The organism is Parafrankia sp. FMc2 (genome assembly GCF_041008525.1).
GTDB lineage: Bacteria > Actinomycetota > Actinomycetes > Frankiales > Frankiaceae > Parafrankia.
This window is the reverse complement of the sequence record NZ_JBFLUG010000061.1, coordinates 1-15,482: the sequence shown is the minus strand read 5'-3', so window position 1 is coordinate 15,482 and position 15,482 is coordinate 1. Positions and strand designations below refer to the sequence as shown.

10 protein-coding genes are annotated in these 15,482 nt (G+C 72.4%); 6 read left to right on the top strand and 4 right to left on the bottom strand.

Features of this window, described 5'->3' with window-relative positions:
* The first annotated feature begins 770 nt into the window (after nucleotides 1–770).
* Together AB1460_RS20800 and AB1460_RS20795 are read left to right on the top strand one after the other, a co-directional pair.
* Nucleotides 771–1,964: a pectate lyase gene (locus AB1460_RS20800; RefSeq protein WP_368963430.1), complete on the top strand. Its 1,194-nt coding sequence runs from the start codon at nucleotides 771–773 to the stop codon at nucleotides 1,962–1,964.
* A gap of 14 nt (nucleotides 1,965–1,978) precedes the next feature.
* Complete coding sequence (locus AB1460_RS20795; protein ID WP_368963428.1) at nucleotides 1,979–2,974, top strand: arabinan endo-1,5-alpha-L-arabinosidase; 996 nt, start codon at nucleotides 1,979–1,981, stop codon at nucleotides 2,972–2,974.
* Here AB1460_RS20795 and AB1460_RS20790 read toward each other — a convergent pair.
* Nucleotides 2,968–3,090 carry a hypothetical protein gene (locus AB1460_RS20790; RefSeq protein WP_368963427.1) on the bottom strand — a complete coding sequence of 41 codons (123 nt, stop codon included), beginning with the start codon at nucleotides 3,088–3,090 and terminating at the stop codon, nucleotides 2,968–2,970. The genes AB1460_RS20795 and AB1460_RS20790 overlap by 7 nt on opposite strands.
* A gap of 256 nt (nucleotides 3,091–3,346) precedes the next feature.
* On the opposite strand from AB1460_RS20790, the gene AB1460_RS20785 reads away from it, so the two are divergent.
* Genes AB1460_RS20785 through AB1460_RS20775 form a run of 3 tightly spaced genes read left to right on the top strand, consistent with a single transcriptional unit; the run spans nucleotide 3,347 to nucleotide 7,694 of the window.
* Entirely contained in the window at nucleotides 3,347–4,042 is a 696-nt protein-coding gene (locus AB1460_RS20785) for a PadR family transcriptional regulator (protein WP_368963426.1), read from the top strand.
* Nucleotides 4,039–4,908: an ABC transporter ATP-binding protein gene (locus AB1460_RS20780; RefSeq protein ID WP_368963424.1), complete on the top strand. Its 870-nt coding sequence runs from the start codon at nucleotides 4,039–4,041 to the stop codon at nucleotides 4,906–4,908. Before AB1460_RS20785 ends, AB1460_RS20780 begins: the two co-directional genes overlap by 4 nt.
* Complete coding sequence (locus AB1460_RS20775; protein WP_368963423.1) at nucleotides 4,905–7,694, top strand: FtsX-like permease family protein; 2,790 nt, start codon at nucleotides 4,905–4,907, stop codon at nucleotides 7,692–7,694. Before AB1460_RS20780 ends, AB1460_RS20775 begins: the two co-directional genes overlap by 4 nt.
* 100 nt (nucleotides 7,695–7,794) lie before the next feature.
* Here AB1460_RS20775 and dnaE read toward each other — a convergent pair whose 3' ends face one another.
* Nucleotides 7,795–11,331, bottom strand: a complete 3,537-nt coding sequence (gene dnaE / locus AB1460_RS20770) for a DNA polymerase III subunit alpha (RefSeq protein WP_368963422.1) — start codon at nucleotides 11,329–11,331, stop codon at nucleotides 7,795–7,797.
* Between the two features lie 428 nt (nucleotides 11,332–11,759).
* A complete protein-coding gene (locus AB1460_RS20765) occupies nucleotides 11,760–13,178 on the bottom strand; it encodes a pyridoxal phosphate-dependent decarboxylase family protein (RefSeq protein WP_368963420.1) in 1,419 nt (472 codons plus the stop codon).
* 339 nt (nucleotides 13,179–13,517) lie between these two features.
* Between AB1460_RS20765 and AB1460_RS20760 the strand changes: the two genes are divergently transcribed.
* The gene (locus AB1460_RS20760; protein WP_018638234.1) at nucleotides 13,518–13,694 is read left to right on the top strand and encodes a hypothetical protein; all 177 of its coding nucleotides are present in this window, start codon (nucleotides 13,518–13,520) and stop codon (nucleotides 13,692–13,694) included.
* A gap of 278 nt (nucleotides 13,695–13,972) precedes the next feature.
* Here AB1460_RS20760 and AB1460_RS20755 read toward each other — a convergent pair whose 3' ends face one another.
* Nucleotides 13,973–15,370, bottom strand: a complete 1,398-nt coding sequence (locus AB1460_RS20755) for a DEAD/DEAH box helicase (RefSeq protein WP_420497325.1) — start codon at nucleotides 15,368–15,370, stop codon at nucleotides 13,973–13,975.
* Nucleotides 15,371–15,482: the final 112 nt, after the last annotated feature.

Genomic DNA, 15,482 nt, shown 5'->3' with positions numbered 1-15,482 from the left:
CCCTGCGTGCCCATCGTGTGCCAGGGCGGCGTCGGCGGAGACAGGGCGACGCGGGCCCACCTGAACCGGATGCTCCCCCAACATCCGGGTGGCGCAAACTACCGCGTGCCGCGCCGGGGAGTCTCGTACGCCACACGCTGTGTGTGACGGATCGAGTACTCGTTCCCGTCGACGCGATGGCGACCCGGACGGCGCGCGCGTGGGACTCCTCGCCCCGGCGCGGGCGTCCCCGGCCACGACGCAGACCAGGCCAGGGAGGCTGGGCAGACCGGGCCGCGGAGACCGGGCCGCGGCGCTGGCCCGGTCAGGATGGCGACGGTCGCCGATTCCTGCCGGTGTGGTGCACTTCTTTCGCCCCGGGAATCGGTCCGCCGCACGGAATTCGCCGGACAGGGCACTCGACAAAAGCAGGCGGCGGGTTCGTCCGCTGTCGACCGTTGATATCCTCACCCGGTCGCCTCGGTATCCCGCACGCGCTTTCCCCGGATACGCGAGACCAGTAGTCGGTTCTGCATTCACGGCTGTTCCAGCGGCATCGGTCACTTCTCTGCCGGGCCGTCTCGACGTGCCGGTTCCATCGAAAGCGGAGCGGCATGCACGGCAGGGCACGCGTTCGTCCTGATCCTGTGTGGTTCCCGTCGAAGGAGTGCACGATGAAAGTCAACGGTGAGAATTCTCCCGCTCGGTCGCGGAGACGTCCACGATGGTTAAGGGCCATCGCGTCGGCGTTGACCGTGGTCGTGGTCGGGTGCACGGCGGTGGTGATGAACATGCCGGCGGCGTCCGCGGCGACGGTGGACACCAGCGCCTGGTACGTCCTGGTCAATCGTCACAGCGGCCAGGCGCTGGACGTCTACGACCTGGCCACCCACGACGGCGCGCGGATCGCCCAGTGGCCCCGTAACGACGGGTACTGGCAGCAGTGGCAGTTCGTCGACTCCGGCGGCGGCCACTACCGGCTCCGGTCACGCCACTCCGGCAAGGTCCTCGAGGTCTACGAGTGGTCCACCGCCAATCTCGCCCCCGTGGTGCAGTGGACCGACCTCAACGGCGCCAACCAGCAGTGGAGGCTCAGCGACGTCTCCGGCGGTTACGTCCAACTGGTCAACCGGCACAGCAACCGGGTGCTCGAGGTGCTGGACTCCTCCACCGCCAACGGTGCTGACGTCGTCCAGTACCGCAACCTGAACGGCAACAACCAGCAGTGGCAGCTGGTCCGGGTAGGCGGTGGCGGCAGTGGCGGTGGTGGCGGCAGTGGCGGCGGCACCACCCCGCCGAGCTGGCCGAGTGCCACCGGCAGCCAGGCCGTCTCCAGCACCATCCGGGTCAACGGCACCTACGACGGTGGCATGCGCCGGTACTACGGCAGCGGTGCTCTCGGCGGCAGCAGCCAGGACGAGGGCCAGGACGCTCTGTTCGACCTTCCCGCCGGCGCCACCCTCCAGAACGTCATCCTGGGCGCCCCCGCCGCCGACGGCATCCACTGCGCCGGCACCTGCACGCTGCGCAACGTCTGGTGGGAGGACGTCGGCGAGGACGCCGCCACCTTCCGCGGCAGTGGCTCGCCGACCTTCCTCGTCGACGGCGGCGGCGCCCGCCTCGCCTCCGACAAGGTCTTCCAGCACAACGGCGCAGGTACCCTGACCGTCCGCAACTTCCAGTTCCAGAACATCGGCACCGCCTACCGTTCGTGCGGCAACTGCTCGACGCAGTACGCCCGCCACGTCGTCTTCCAGAACATCTGGGTGACCACTCCCGCGAACCGCCTTGCCGGCATCAACACCAACTACGGCGACACGGCCACCTTCTCCGGCGTCACCGTCATCAACGACCCCAACCGCAGACTCGCCGTCTGCCAGAAGTACATCGGCAACGACGACGGCGACGAACCCCAGAGCAACGGCAGTGGCGCCGACGGCACCTACTGCCGCTACTCCGGCTCCAACATCACCTACGTGAACTGAGCGTGGGAGTGCGCATGAGATTCGGAGACGGCCGGCGATTATCGTTCTGGCGGACGTTCACGGTCATGGTGGCGGTGACGGCGTGCGCCGTGGTCGCACCTCGATCCCCGGCGCTGGCTGCCTACCCGGGGCCCGGTCGTGTGACCGGAAACGTGACCGTGCACGACCCGTCCATGGTGCGGACCCCGTCCGGCTATCTGCTTTACTCCACCCACAACGGGATCGAGACCCGTCTCTCCAGCGACCGGGTGAACTTCACCTTCCTGGGGCGGGCCTTCTCGACCGTGCCGTCCTGGGTGTACTCCTACAACAGCTCGGGTGACCTCTGGGCGCCCGACGTCTCCTACCAGAACGGGCTGTACTGGCTCTATTACTCGGCGTCGAGCTTCGGCAGCAACAACTCCGCGATCGGACTGGCGACGTCCACCACCGGCCTGCCCGGAAGCTGGACGGACCGGGGGATCGTCGTCAGCTCGACGAGCTCGAGCACCTTCAACGCCATCGACCCGTCGCTTCTCGTCGACAACAACGGCAGATGGTGGCTTTCGTTCGGGTCCTTCTGGAGCGGGATCCACATGGTCCGGCTGGATCCCTCGACCGGAAAACGGCTGGCGTCCGACACCACCCGGTACCACCTCGCCCACCGCCCGCCTGACCCACACGCGGTGGAGGCGCCGCAGATTGTCTACCGGAGTGGTTACTACTACCTTTTCACCTCCCACGACCTGTGCTGCCGGGGCACGGCAAGTACCTATCGGATCACGGTGGGGCGTTCGACCAGTCCGAACGGGCCGTATGTCGACCGGGCGGGGGTGCCCCTGCTCAACGGGGGCGGCACCGAGGTGCTGGCAACCCACGGCGCCGTGGTCGGGCCAGGCGGGCAGAGCGTGCTGCGCGACGCCGACGGGGCCCTCCTCGTCTACCACTACTACGACGCAGGCGCCGGGGGCCGGGAGACGCTGGGCGTCAATCTGATCGGCTGGAGCGGAGGCTGGCCCGCGGTCTACTGAGACAGGCCGTCCGTGCGCTGGACCTGGTAGGCGTCGTCGAGCCGGAGCAGGGTGGTCCGGCTCGACGACTGCAGCCGCAGGTGGACCTCGGTCGTGCCGGGGTGGTCGCCCAGCACCTCACGCAGCCGGTCGACCGTCGGCGGGTTGACCCGGTACGCCGGCGGGGTGCGGTCGGCCGCATCCGTTCGACAGCCATGGCGCGCGTTCCTCCCGTCGCAGGTCGCGGACCTCTGGCGAGGGTCGAGCGCCGGGCTTCAAGCCTCCCGGTTACCGCGCGGAACCGCGGCCCGCGAGCCCACAGGAGCAGCCCTCGATCGCATACCGGGTATTCTCCGTCGCGCATACTCGGTATGCAGAGGAGGGAGGCCTGGCATGTCGGTCCGGAACGGGCTGCTCGCGCTGCTGGCGGAGCGCCCGATGTACGGCTATCAGTTGCGGGCGGAGTTCGAGACCAGGACAGGATCGACCTGGCCGCTGAACATCGGGCAGGTCTACACGACACTGCGTCGCCTCGAGCGGGACGGCCTCGTGACGGGCGACCGTGCTCCCAGCCGAGCGCCCGCGGCCGCCCTGGACACTCCGGCCGCGGAAGGGCCGGCCGCGAGCGCCGCGGCCAGGGCCACGCCGGTCACCGGCACTCCAGCGGCGAGGACCGCGGTCATGAACCCGGAGCAGGACGGTGACAGCGGCGACGGCCGGGGGATTGTCTACCGGCTCACCGCCGCCGGCGAGGCGGCGGCCCAGCGCTGGTGGGTGACCCCGGTGAGCCGGCGGATGGCGGGCCGCGACGAGCTCGCCATCAAGCTCGCGCTCGCCGTCACCCTCCCCGAGGTGGACGTCCGATCTCTGGTCCAGCGGCAGCGGGTGGAGACGCTCCGGGCGATGCAGGAGTACACCCGGCTGCGCCGCCAGGCCGACGACAGCGCCGACCTCGCCTGGCTGCTCGTGCTGGAAAACCTGATCTTCACCGCGGAGGCGGAGGTCCGCTGGCTCGACCATGTGGAGCTGCGCCTGACCCGCCGTGGCCTCGGCGTTCCCCCCGGAACCGACCGTGAGGACAACCGATGACGACGGCACTGACCAGCCCGGACGCCCAGGTGGAGGTCGGACGGGCACCCGCCCTGGAACTGCGGGGTGTGCACCGGGAGCACGGCCGGGGCGCGAGCAGGGTGCAGGCGCTGCGCGGGGTGGATCTCGTCGTGCGTGCCGGCGAGCTGGTGGCGGTGATGGGCCCGTCCGGGTCGGGCAAGTCGACACTCCTCGCCCTCGCCGGTGGCCTGGACGCCCCCACCTCGGGTGAGGTCCTCGTCGCGGGCACGACGCTGAGCGGCCAGTCGCCCAGGGCCCTGGCCGCGCTGCGGCGGCGGGCACTCGGCTACGTCTTCCAGAACCTCAACCTGATTCCCGCGCTGACCGCGGTCGAGAACGTCATGCTCCCCCGGGAGCTGGACGGGATCTCCGCCCGGGCAGCCCGGCGGGAGGCACGCGCGGCACTGGCCGAGGTGGGTGTCGCCGACCTCGCCGACCGGTTCCCCGACGACATGTCCGGTGGCCAGCAGCAGCGGGTGGCCATCGCCCGCGCGCTGGTCGGCCCGCGCGGTCTCGTCCTGGCGGACGAGCCGACCGGCGCGCTGGACTCGCACACCGGCGAGGCGGTTCTGCGGGTGCTGCGGGCCCGCTGTGACGCCGGCTCGGCGGGGCTGCTGGTCACGCACGAGGCGCGGCACGCGGCCTGGGCCGACCGTGTGATCTTCCTGCGGGACGGCCTGGTGGTGGACTCGACCGGCACGCCCGCGGCCCCGGAGTCCCTGCTCGGCGCCCCGGCCCCCTTCCCGGCGGACGGTGCGGGGGGCGACGCGACGGCGAGTCCCGCGCCGGACGGGCCGAACCCGGTGTGGGACGGGTCCGGCGAGTCTGACGGAAGCCGGCGATGACGGCTGGCCGGCTGCGGGCCTGGCGGGCGGCGCTGCGCCTCGCCCGGCGCGATGCCCTGCGGGCCCGCGGGCGTACCGCGCTCGTCCTCGCGATGATCGCGGTGCCGGTGCTGCTCGTGTCGGCGGTCGACGTCATCGCACGGTCCAGCCAGAACGGCCCGGCCCAGATCGCTCACCGCAAGCTGGGCACGGACCCGTCCGTGCAGGCTGAGGTCTCGCTCTACGGGCTGGAGGGGCCGTTGTCCCAGAATCCCGACGGCAGCGACATCCGGACCGAGGAACCCCCCTCGCTGGCGGGTATCTCCCCGGTCCTGCCCGATCCCGCCGGCGCGCAGCGACGGGTGCTGGCGGCCCTGCCCGCCGGGAACACGGCCGTCATCGAGCTGCGCCACCACCTGAGGTTCCGGATCAGCGACGGGTCGCGACACGACCGGGCCGTCACCACGAACGTGCGGGAGACCGACTGGACCCGTCCAGAGCTCGCGGCCCTGGCAACAGTCCGGGCCGGCCGGCTGCCCGCCGCAGCGGGCGAGGCCGCGGTCAGCCGGGCGCTCGCGCGCCACGCCGGCCTCGGAGTCGGCGACACACTCACCGCGACCGCGCTCGCCGCGGGTGAGACCCCCGGTTCCGGGCCCGCGCTGAGGATCGTCGGGGTCGTCGAGGAAACCCTCGGGCCGCAGGAGCGGACGGTGCTGCTCCCACCGGGCACGCTGGCTCCGGTGGCGTCGGAGGCCATCTGGTCGTTGTACGTCGTCGGACCGCATCCCGTTGACTGGTCGCGGGTACGCGCCGCCAACGCCGTGGGCGCGGTGGTGGTGAGCCGGGCCGTGCTCGCCGACCCGCCCCCCGACTCCCAGCTGCCGGCGGCCTCCTCGACCGGCCCGGAGGCCGGTGTGGTCGCGGCGACGGTGCTCGCCGCGGGCCTGGCGCTGCTGCTGGTGGCGCTGCTCGCCGGCCCCGCGTTCGCGATCGGCTCCCGGCGCAGCCGCCGCCAGCTCGCGCTGATCGCGGCCGGCGGCGGGGCGCCCGCGCACCTGCGCGACATCGTGCTGGCGGGCGGTGTGGTCATCGGCCTGACCGCGTCGCTGCTCGGGGCGGCCGTCGGCGCCGGGCTGGGCACGGCGCTCATCCCGACCCTGGTGGACCGCGGCTGGGCCGACATCGTGCACACCGACGTCCGCGTTCTGGATCTGCTGGCGATCGTGGCGGTCGGCACGCTCACCGCGATCGCCGCCGCGGCCGCCCCGGCGATCTCCGCGAGCCGGCTGGACGTGCTCTCCGCCCTGGGCGGCCACGGCGGTCCGGCCCGGATGCGGCGCCGCGTCCCGGTCGCCGGGAGCGTCCTGGTCGGCGCCGGAGCGGCCGTGGCCATCCTCGGCGCCGGCGACCAGAACGGGCTGCTGGTCCTCGCCGGGACCACGCTGGCGATGCTCGGCCTGATCGCCGTCGGCGGCGCCCTCGTGGGCCTGGTCGCCCGCCTCGCCGGGGTCCTGCCCGTCGCCGGGCGGCTGGCCCTGCGCGACGCCGCCCGCCAGCGCGGCCGCACCACCCCGGCGATCGGCGCGGTGATGGCCGCGGTGGCGGCCTCGGTCGCCGTCTCCCTGTTCGTCGCCGCCATGGACGATCACGACCGCCGTGCCCACCAGCCCATGCTGGGCGACGGCGTGGTGCTGATGGCCCTCGTCGACGACTCGCGGGACCAGGCCGCGGTGGCGCGGGAGCTGGCCGCCGCGGAGCGGGTGCTGCGGGAGCACCTGTCCATCCGGGCGGTGCACGCTGTCGAGCGGCCCGTCGACGCCTCCGGCCAGAGCCTGCCGATGACGCTGGTATCACCCCCGCCAGAAGGCTGTTCGTCACCGGCCGGGGGGCCGCCCGCGGACGACCCGCGCTGTCAGGCGGCCTTCCGCGGCTGGGACGGTACCGCCCCCTACCCCGTCCCCATCGGTGGCGGCGAGGTGCTGGTCGATGACGGGACGGGTCTGGAGGTGGCTCTCGGCCGGACGGAGCCCGTGCTGCGCCGGGTGCTGGCGGGCGGCGGCGCGGCGGTGCTCGACGACCGGCTGCGCTGGCCGGACGGGACCGTGCACATCACCGTCACCCCGGACGGCGACGGCGCGGGCGACGGCGCGGGCGGGGGAGGCACGCGGGAGATCGTGGTCCCCGCCGCGCGGATCCCGACGTCGGAGTCCTCGTCCGGCCTCACCTTCGGCGGCCTGGTCCTTTCCCCTGCGGCCGCCCGCGACCTGGGTCTGCGCAGCGCTCCGGCCCAGATCGTCGCCTCCACGGACCGCACGCCCACCCAGGCCGAGGTGGAGCGTCTCCAGGCGGCGGCGGAGGATCTCGGGCTCGGCTACCCGCTGGTGGAGCGCGGTTACGTCAGCGAGTTCGGTATCGGCCTGCTGGCGCTGGCCGCCGGCGCCGCCCTGATCACTCTGAGTGCCACTGTGATCACGATCGGGTTGGCGGCCGTGGACGGCCGTGCGGACCTCGCCACCCTGGCCGCGGTCGGCGCCAGCCCCGGCCTGCGCCGACGGCTCGCGGCGAGCCAGGCCGGTGTGGTGGCCGGGCTGGGCACCGTGCTCGGCGGGATCGCCGGCTTCCTGCCCGGCGCGGCCACGGTCCTGATGATGCGGCAGGGCGACGGCGTGGACGGCCCGCCCTGGCGGCTGGTCATCCCCTGGGAGACGCTGCTGATCGTCACTGTCGCCGTGCCGCTGCTCGCGGTCACGGCCGGCTGGCTGTTCACCCGGGCACGGCTTCCGATGACACGGCGCGCCATCCTCTGACAGCCAGCGTGGGGCATCCCGCCGCAGCTTCACCCGACCTTCGCGGGAAGCCCGGCTCCCGCACCCGGGCCTGGGTGCGGGAGCCGGCCCGGCAGGGCGGTCAGGCCACGGCGGAGGCACCCAGCAGGGCCTTGAGGTCGCCCATCAGGGCGGCCGTGCGCTGGACCTTGTAGGCGTCGTCGAGTCGGAGCAGGGTGGTCCGGCTCGACGACTGCAGCCGCAGGTGGACCTCGGTCGTGCCGGGGTGGTCGCCCAGCACCTCACGCAGCCGGTCGACCGTCGGCGGGTTGACCCGGTACGCCGGCAGGGTGATGACCACCGGCGGGCTCAGCGCGTGCTCGCTGAGGTCGGGCACGGTCAGGTCGGAGGCGACGAGGCGCGGAGTGTCCTCCCGCTTGTCGACCCGGCCCTTGACGATGACCACCGCGTCCTCGGAGAGCTGGGTCGAGCAGGTCTCGTAGGTGGCTGGGAAGAACATGACCTCCAGGCCACCCCCCATGTCCTCGACGGTGGCGAGCGCCCACAGCTTGCCCTGCTTGGTCACCTTGCGCTGCAGGCTGGAGATGATCCCGCCGATCGTGACGACCGAGCCGTCGGGGTACTCACCGCTGTTGAGCGAGGCGATGCCGCAGTCCGCCTTCGCCGCGATGATGTGCTCGACGCCGAGCAGCGGATGGTCCGAGACGTACAGGCCGAGCATCTCCCGCTCGTGCGAGAGCAGCAGCGACTTGTCCCATTCCTGGTCGGAGAACTCCTGGACGCCGAAGAGGGGCGCGGCGTCCTCGGCGCCGTCCTCGCCGTCGAAGGCGAACAGGTCGAACTGGCCCTCGGCGTTCTTCTTCTTCACGCCCATGACCGCGTCGATGGCCTGCTCGTGCTTCTCGACCAGGCCACGACGGGTGTGCCCGAGCGCGTCGAACGCCCCGGCCTTGATCAGGGACTCGACGGTCCGCTTGTTGCAGGCGACGGCGTCGACCTTGTCCAGGAAGTCGGGAAAGGAGACGAAGCGCCCCTTCGCCTTCCGGTTGCGCACGATCGACTCGACCACGTTGATGCCGACGTTGCGGATCGCGGCCAGGCCGACCTTGATCTCGTTGTCCCCGTGCGGGGTGTAGTCGGCGTCGGAGGTGTTGACGTCCGGCGGCAGCACCCGGATGCCCATCCGCCGGCACTCGTTCAGGTAGATCGCGCTCTTGTCCTTGTCGTCGCGGACGGAGGTCAGCAGCGCGGCCATGTACTCGGCCGGGAAGTTCGCCTTGAGATAGGCCGTCCAGTAGGAGACCAGCCCGTACCCGGCCGTGTGCGCCTTGTTGAAGGCGTAGTCGGAGAAGGGGACCAGAATGTCCCAGAGGGTCTTGATGGCCTCCGCGGAGAAGCCGCTGGCCTTCATGCCGTCGGAGAACGGCACGAACTCCTTGTCGAGGATCTCCTTCTTCTTCTTGCCCATCGCCCGGCGCAGCAGGTCGGCCTGGCCCAGCGTGTAGCCGGCCACCTTCTGCGCGATGGCCATGACCTGCTCCTGGTACACGATCAGGCCGTGCGTGGTGTCCAGGATGTCGGCCAGCGGCTCGGCGAGCTCCGGGTGGATCGGGGTGATCTCCTGCTGGCCGTTCTTGCGCAGTGCGTAGTTGATGTGCGAGTTCGCGCCCATCGGCCCGGGCCGGTAGAGCGCGAGCACGGCGGAGATGTCCTCGAAGTTGTCCGGGCGCATCATCCGCAGCAGCGAACGCATCGGGCCGCCGTCGAGCTGGAACACCCCGAGGGTGTCGCCGCGGGCCAGCAGCTCGTAGGACGCCGGGTCGTTGAGCTCCAGGCCCATCAGGTCGATGCGGAACCCGCGGTTGGCCTCGACGTTGCGCACCGCGTCGTCCATGACGGTGAGGTTGCGCAGGCCGAGGAAGTCCATCTTCAGCAGGCCGAGCGTCTCGCAGGTCGGGTAGTCGAACTGCGTGATGATCGCGCCGTCGGCGTCGCGCCGCCACACCGGGATGTGATCGATGATCGGCTCGGCCGACATGATCACGCCGGCGGCGTGCACGCCGGCCTGGCGGATGAGCCCCTCCAGGCCCTTGGCGGTGTCGATGACCTTGCGGACGTCCGCGTCGGACTCGTACAGCCCGCGGATCTCGCCGGCCTCGCTGTAGCGGGGGTGCTTGGGGTCGAAGATCCCGGAGAGCGGGATGTCCTTGCCCATGACCGCGGGCGGCATCGCCTTGGTGATCCGGTCGCCGACCGCGTAGGGGTAGCCGAGGACCCGGGAGGAGTCCTTGATGGCGGCCTTCGCCTTGATTGTGCCGTAGGTGACGATCTGCGCGATGCGGTCGTCGCCCCACTTGTCCGTGACGTAGCGGATCACGTCACCGCGCCGACGTTCGTCGAAGTCGATGTCGATGTCGGGCATCGAGACGCGGTCCGGGTTGAGGAACCGCTCGAACAGCAGGCTGTGCGGGATCGGGTCGAGGTCGGTGATGCCGAGTGCGTAGGCGACCATGGAGCCCGCCGCGCTGCCGCGGCCCGGGCCGACCGGGATGCCCTCGTTCTTCGCCCACATGATGAAGTCGGCGACGACCAGGAAGTAGGACGGGAAGCCCATCGAGAGGATGACCCCGAGCTCGTACTCGACCCGGGTGCGGTGCTCCTCGTCGAACCCGTCCGGGAAGCGCCGGGCCATGCCGGCCCAGGTCTCCTTGCGGAACCAGGACTCCTCGGTCTCGCCGTCGGGCACCGGGAAGCGCGGCATCAGGTTGTGCTTGGCGAACATGCCGGCCGGGTCGACCCGCTCGGCGATCATGAGGGTCGTCTCGCACCCCTGCTGCCAGGCGTCGGAGGAGTCGATCGCGTACATCTGCTCGGCGGTCTTGAGGTAGTAGCCCGAGCCCTCGAACTGGAAGCTCGGGTTCGCCACCGTCGACGCCGTCTGCACGCAGAGGAGCGCGGCGTGGGTCTGCCGCTCCGACTCGAAGGTGTAGTGCGAGTCGTTGGTGACCACGAAGCGCATGTTCAGCGCGCGGGCGATGTCGACCAGGCCGTCGCGGACCCGGCGCTCGATCTCGATGCCGTGGTCCATGATCTCGCAGAAGTAGTTCTCGGGCCCGAAGATCTCCTGGTAGGTGGCGGCGGCCTTCAGCGCCTCCTCGTAGTGCCCCAGGCGCAGCCTGGTCTGCACCGCGCCGGACGGGCAGCCCGTGGTGGCCATCAGGCCCTCGGAGTGCTCGGCGATGATGTCGTGATCCATGCGTGGCCATTTGATGTAATGACCTTCGATGGACGCCCTGGAATTGAGCCGGAACAGATTGTGCAGGCCGACCGCGTTGCGTGCCCACATTGTCATGTGGGTGTAGGAGCCACCGCCGGACACGTCGTCGCTCTTCTGGTGCGGATCACCCCAGCGGACCCGCTGCTTGAGCAGGCGTGACTCCGGCGCGACGTAGGCCTCGCATCCGATGATCGGTTTCACGCCGGCCGCGGTCGCCTGCCGGTAGAAGTCGTACGCCCCGTACATGTAGCCGTGGTCCGTGATCGCGACGGCGGGCATGCCCTGCCGGGAGACCTCGCCGAACATGTCCTTGAGTCGGGCCGCTCCGTCGAGCATCGAGTACTCGGTGTGAACGTGAAGGTGGACGAAAGAGTTCGCCATGTCGTCGGACCTTCCCGCGCGCGGAGGGCACGCCGGTCGCTGCTGGGTGGGGACACGTCGGTCAGGACGATGGTGCGGGAGCGGGCCGGGGCGACCGCCGGGACTGGCCCGGCGGAGCGCGCGGTGACCCACCCGGCGGGGCTCGGGCGGGCCCCGGTGGGACGGGGGGAAACCGCGGCGAGAATCAAATAACTTTCTCGCCCGATTGTTCTCGAGTTGTTTCTTATTGCCAGGGTGACGTCATTGTGTCTCTCGGTGGTGAACTCGGCTGTCGGCTGTCGTCCGGCGGCATTGATGCAGCCTAGCCCGACCCGCCGACAGGACTCCGAGAAGATGCCGAGGTGTCCCGTCCGACCGCCGGACCGGGCCGCCGGACCGGGCCGCCGGACCGGGGCGGGCGCGCCTCGCGTGGGACCGTTCGCGGGCGCTCAGGCGCGGGCACGTGCGCGGGCGGTGATCGCGGCGGCGGCGATCGCGGCGACCGCGCGGTCGACGTCCGCCTCGGTCGTCATCCAGTTGCAGACCGACACCCGCATCGCCACGGCCCCGCGCCACACCGTGCCGGAGACGAAGGCCACCCCGCCGGTGACGACCAGCTCGGTGGTCGCGCCGGTGATCGCGTCGTCGTCGTCCACCCGGACCAGGACCTGGTTGAGCTCGACCTCGTTGAGCACGGCGACCCCGTCGAGGCCGGCCAGCGCCGCGGCGAAGTGGCGCGCGTGCCCGCAGCACCGGTCCACCAGGTCGGTGAGGCCGGCCCGGCCCAGCGAACGCAGCGCCGCGTACAGGGCGAAGCCGCGGGCCCGCCGACTGAACTCGGGTGTCCACTCCAGCGGGTCGTGCTCGCCCTCGCCGCCGTGCACCACGTAGTCGGCACGGGTCGACATGGCCGCCCGGTGCGCGTCGGAGTCGGCGACGATCGCGATGCCGCAGTCGTAGGCCAGGTTCAGCCACTTGTGCCCGTCGGTGGCCCAGGAGTCGGCCTGGTCGATGCCGGCGACGAGCGCGCGGCGCCGCGGGGAGGCCGACACCGCCGCCCACAGCCCGAACGCGCCGTCGACGTGCACCCAGGCGCCATGTTCGCGGCCGAGGGCACAGATCTGCGGCATCGGGTCGAACGCCCCGGTGTTGATCTCTCCGGCCTGGGCGATGACGATCGCCGGGCCGTGCCCGCCGGCCAGTGCCGCCCGCAGGGCGTCCGGGCGCATCCGGCCCGCCTCGTCCGCGTCCACCACGGCCAGCCGCCGGGTGCCGAAGCCCAGCAGGCGCAGGGCGGCATCCACCGTGGTGTGCCGGGCGGCCCCGGCGAACACCCGCACCGGCGGCGCGCCGTGCAGACCGTCGGCCTCGACGTCCCAGCCGTACCGGGCCAGCACGCGGTGCCGGGCGGCGGCCAGCGCCGTCACATGGGCCATCTGGGTGCCGGTGGTGATTCCGACCGAGGCGCTGGCGGGGAGGCCGAGCAGCTCTCTGACCCAGGTACCCGCCACCGACTCGGCGGCCGCGGCGGCGGGGGAGAGGCTGGCGAGGCCGGCGTTCTGGTCCCAGGCGACCGCCATCAGGTCCGCGGCCAGCGCCGCGGGCAGGATCCCGCCGATGACGTAGCCGAAGAAGCGCGGTGAGCCGGTGCCGGTCAGCCCGTCGGCCGATCCGGCGGCCAGCGCGTCGACGACCTCGACCGGATCGGTGGGGCCGGCGGGCAGCGGGACGTCCAGCTGCGCACGGATCTTCCCGTACCCCGCGGTCGGGGCGATCGGGCGGGTACTCAGCCCGGTCAGGTAGTCCGTGATGTGCTCGAATGCCCGCGTGGCTGCGGCGCCGGCGTCCCGCGGTGGATCTGCCGCCATCGGCTCTCCTTCTCGCGACCCGTGCTGCGTGCTGCCTGGGCAGGGCCGGCCGGCTCGGCGCGTCGGCGCCTGTTCGGATCAGGGCGCGTTTCCGAGGATGCCGGAAGTGGCGATGCTCCCGCCCGGCGACGTGACGATCCAGACGGCCCCGCCGGGCCGCGCGGCCCACGTGGTCCACGCGGCAGCCCGAGGCACACCTGCGCCGTCACGGGCCATCGCGGGCCGCGTGGGCTGGCCCCGCTGTGACCGACGCCACCTCCCGTGCTGGGCGGCGCGCCCACTGGATACCGTTTTGCAGTATCCAGTGTCGATTCGATGACTCTTCGGAAGGTGTTGCGCATGAATCAGGACGAGTCGGTCGACCCCACGCTGGGGTCTGCGGTGCCCGTCCAGGGGGAGGCGGTTCCGGTGGCGGCCGAGGGTGGGGAGCTCGCCCAGGCGTCCACCGAGGGGCTGTCCTTCGGGGCGCTGGCGAACCCGAACCGGCTGCGGCTGGGTGCCTCGCGCTCCCTGTGACCACCCGGGCCACCGGCGGCTGACCCACGAACCTGTGGGAGGAGCTCGCAGTCGGCACCCGGACCGCGTGAACTCCGCGGACGGACCCGATGAGACAACGGTCCCCATGAGACACCAGTGCCCCAGAACGCCGAAGCGTTCTGGGGCACTGTCGTGTCCGGGTCCGCGGCACGGCGGGCCGTACCGGTCACGATCCTGCTGGTGGGTCGAACCTCGGCTCTCCCGGGGGGCGGAACTTACACCGCCCCCCGGGAGAGCCTCAGCCTCTTCCGGGGACGTCAGCCGCCCGGCGTGGGCTGCGGCTCGATGCGGGGCGCCGGGCGCGTGAAGCTGCGGGCGGGCCGGCTGCCCGGCCGGTGCCCGTCGGCACGGGGACCGTCGGCGCCGGTGCGGGCGCTCGGCCCGCCGCGGCGGTGACCGCCCTCGCGGCCCGTGCCGTCGCGCCGGCCGCCGTCACGGAAGCCGCCTTCCCGGCGCCCCCCGTCGCGGCGCCCGCCCTCACGCCGGCTGTCGCCGCGCTGGCGGCGGGCCGTGATCGTGGCGGGATCGACCGGCGGCGCCGGCGGGCCGGCGAGCTCGACGACGAGCGGGTCGTCGGGCGACGTCGGCACCGGCTGGGTCGGAACGCCCACCGCGCGCAGCAGCGACCGGGCCTTGCCGCGCTCGGCCGGCACGGTCACGAGCACGTCGGCGCCGTCGGCTCCGGCCCGTGCGGTGCGCCCGCCGCGGTGCTGGTAGGTCTTCGCGTCCTCGGGCGGGCCGAGGTGCAGGACCAGGCTGATGCCGTCGACGTGGATGCCGCGGGCGGCGACGTCGGTGGCGACCAGCACCCGGTAGAAGCCGTCGGTGAAGCCGGCCAGCGCCCGGGTGCGGGCGCCCTGGGGCATCCCGCCGTGCAGCGGCTCGGCCGGGACCCCGGCCTCGGTGAGCGCCTGCGCGACGCGGTCGGCGTCCCGCTGGGTGCGCACGAAGACCAGTGTCCGCCCGGCGCCGCCGGCCAGCGCGGTGATCAGCCGCAGCTGCGCGTTGCGGTCGACGGACTCCATCGCGTGCCGGACCAGGGTCGAGACCTGCGACACCTCCGGGTCGACCGCGACCAGCACCGGCTCGGGCAGGTAGCTGCGGACGAGGACCTCGACCTCACGGTCGAGGGTGGCGCTGAACAGCAGCCGCTGGCTGTCCGCCGGAGTCATGTCCAGCAGGGCCTTGACCGCCGGGAGGAAGCCGAGGTCGCACATGAAGTCGGCCTCGTCCAGCACGGTGATGTCGATCTCGTCGAGCAGGCAGGCATCCCGCTCGACGAGGTCGGTGAGCCGGCCGGGCGTGGCGACCACCAGGTGCACACCCCGGCGCAGGGCCGAGATCTGCCGGCTGATGGAGGTACCGCCGTAGACCGGGGTCATCCACAGCCCGAGCGCCCGGGTGAGCGGGGCCAGCACGTCGTTGACCTGCTGGGCCAGCTCGCGGGTCGGGACGAGGATGAGCCCACGGGGCTGGCGCGGCCGGGCGGCGCCGGTCGTGGCGAGCCGGGCGAGCATCGGCAGGCCGAACGCCAGGGTCTTGCCCGAGCCGGTGCGAGCCCGGCCGAGCACGTTCTCGCCGGCCAGCACGTCGGGCAACGTGGCGGCCTGCACGGCGAACGGCGCGTGGATGTCGCGGGCGGCGAGCGCCGCCACGAGCTTCGGGGGCAGCCCGGCAGCCTCGAACGTCTCGGCGGGCGGGCGGGGGGAACGGGTGGCGAGAGCCGGACGCGCGGCCGGGCGCTCACCGCCTCGGAACGGGACAGGG

Excerpts from the sequence above, each read along its gene's own strand:
- dnaE (WP_368963422.1), bottom strand. The coding sequence starts at position 11,331 with ATGGCGAACTCTTTCGTCCACCTTCACGTTCACACCGAGTACTCGATG.
- AB1460_RS20795 (WP_368963428.1), top strand. The coding sequence starts at position 1,979 with ATGAGATTCGGAGACGGCCGGCGATTATCGTTCTGGCGGACGTTCACG.
- AB1460_RS20800 (WP_368963430.1), top strand. The coding sequence starts at position 771 with ATGCCGGCGGCGTCCGCGGCGACGGTGGACACCAGCGCCTGGTACGTC.
- AB1460_RS20785 (WP_368963426.1), top strand. The coding sequence starts at position 3,347 with ATGTCGGTCCGGAACGGGCTGCTCGCGCTGCTGGCGGAGCGCCCGATG.
- AB1460_RS20765 (WP_368963420.1), bottom strand. The coding sequence starts at position 13,178 with ATGGCGGCAGATCCACCGCGGGACGCCGGCGCCGCAGCCACGCGGGCA.
- AB1460_RS20775 (WP_368963423.1), top strand. The coding sequence starts at position 4,905 with ATGACGGCTGGCCGGCTGCGGGCCTGGCGGGCGGCGCTGCGCCTCGCC.
- AB1460_RS20780 (WP_368963424.1), top strand. The coding sequence starts at position 4,039 with ATGACGACGGCACTGACCAGCCCGGACGCCCAGGTGGAGGTCGGACGG.
- AB1460_RS20760 (WP_018638234.1), top strand. The coding sequence starts at position 13,518 with ATGAATCAGGACGAGTCGGTCGACCCCACGCTGGGGTCTGCGGTGCCC.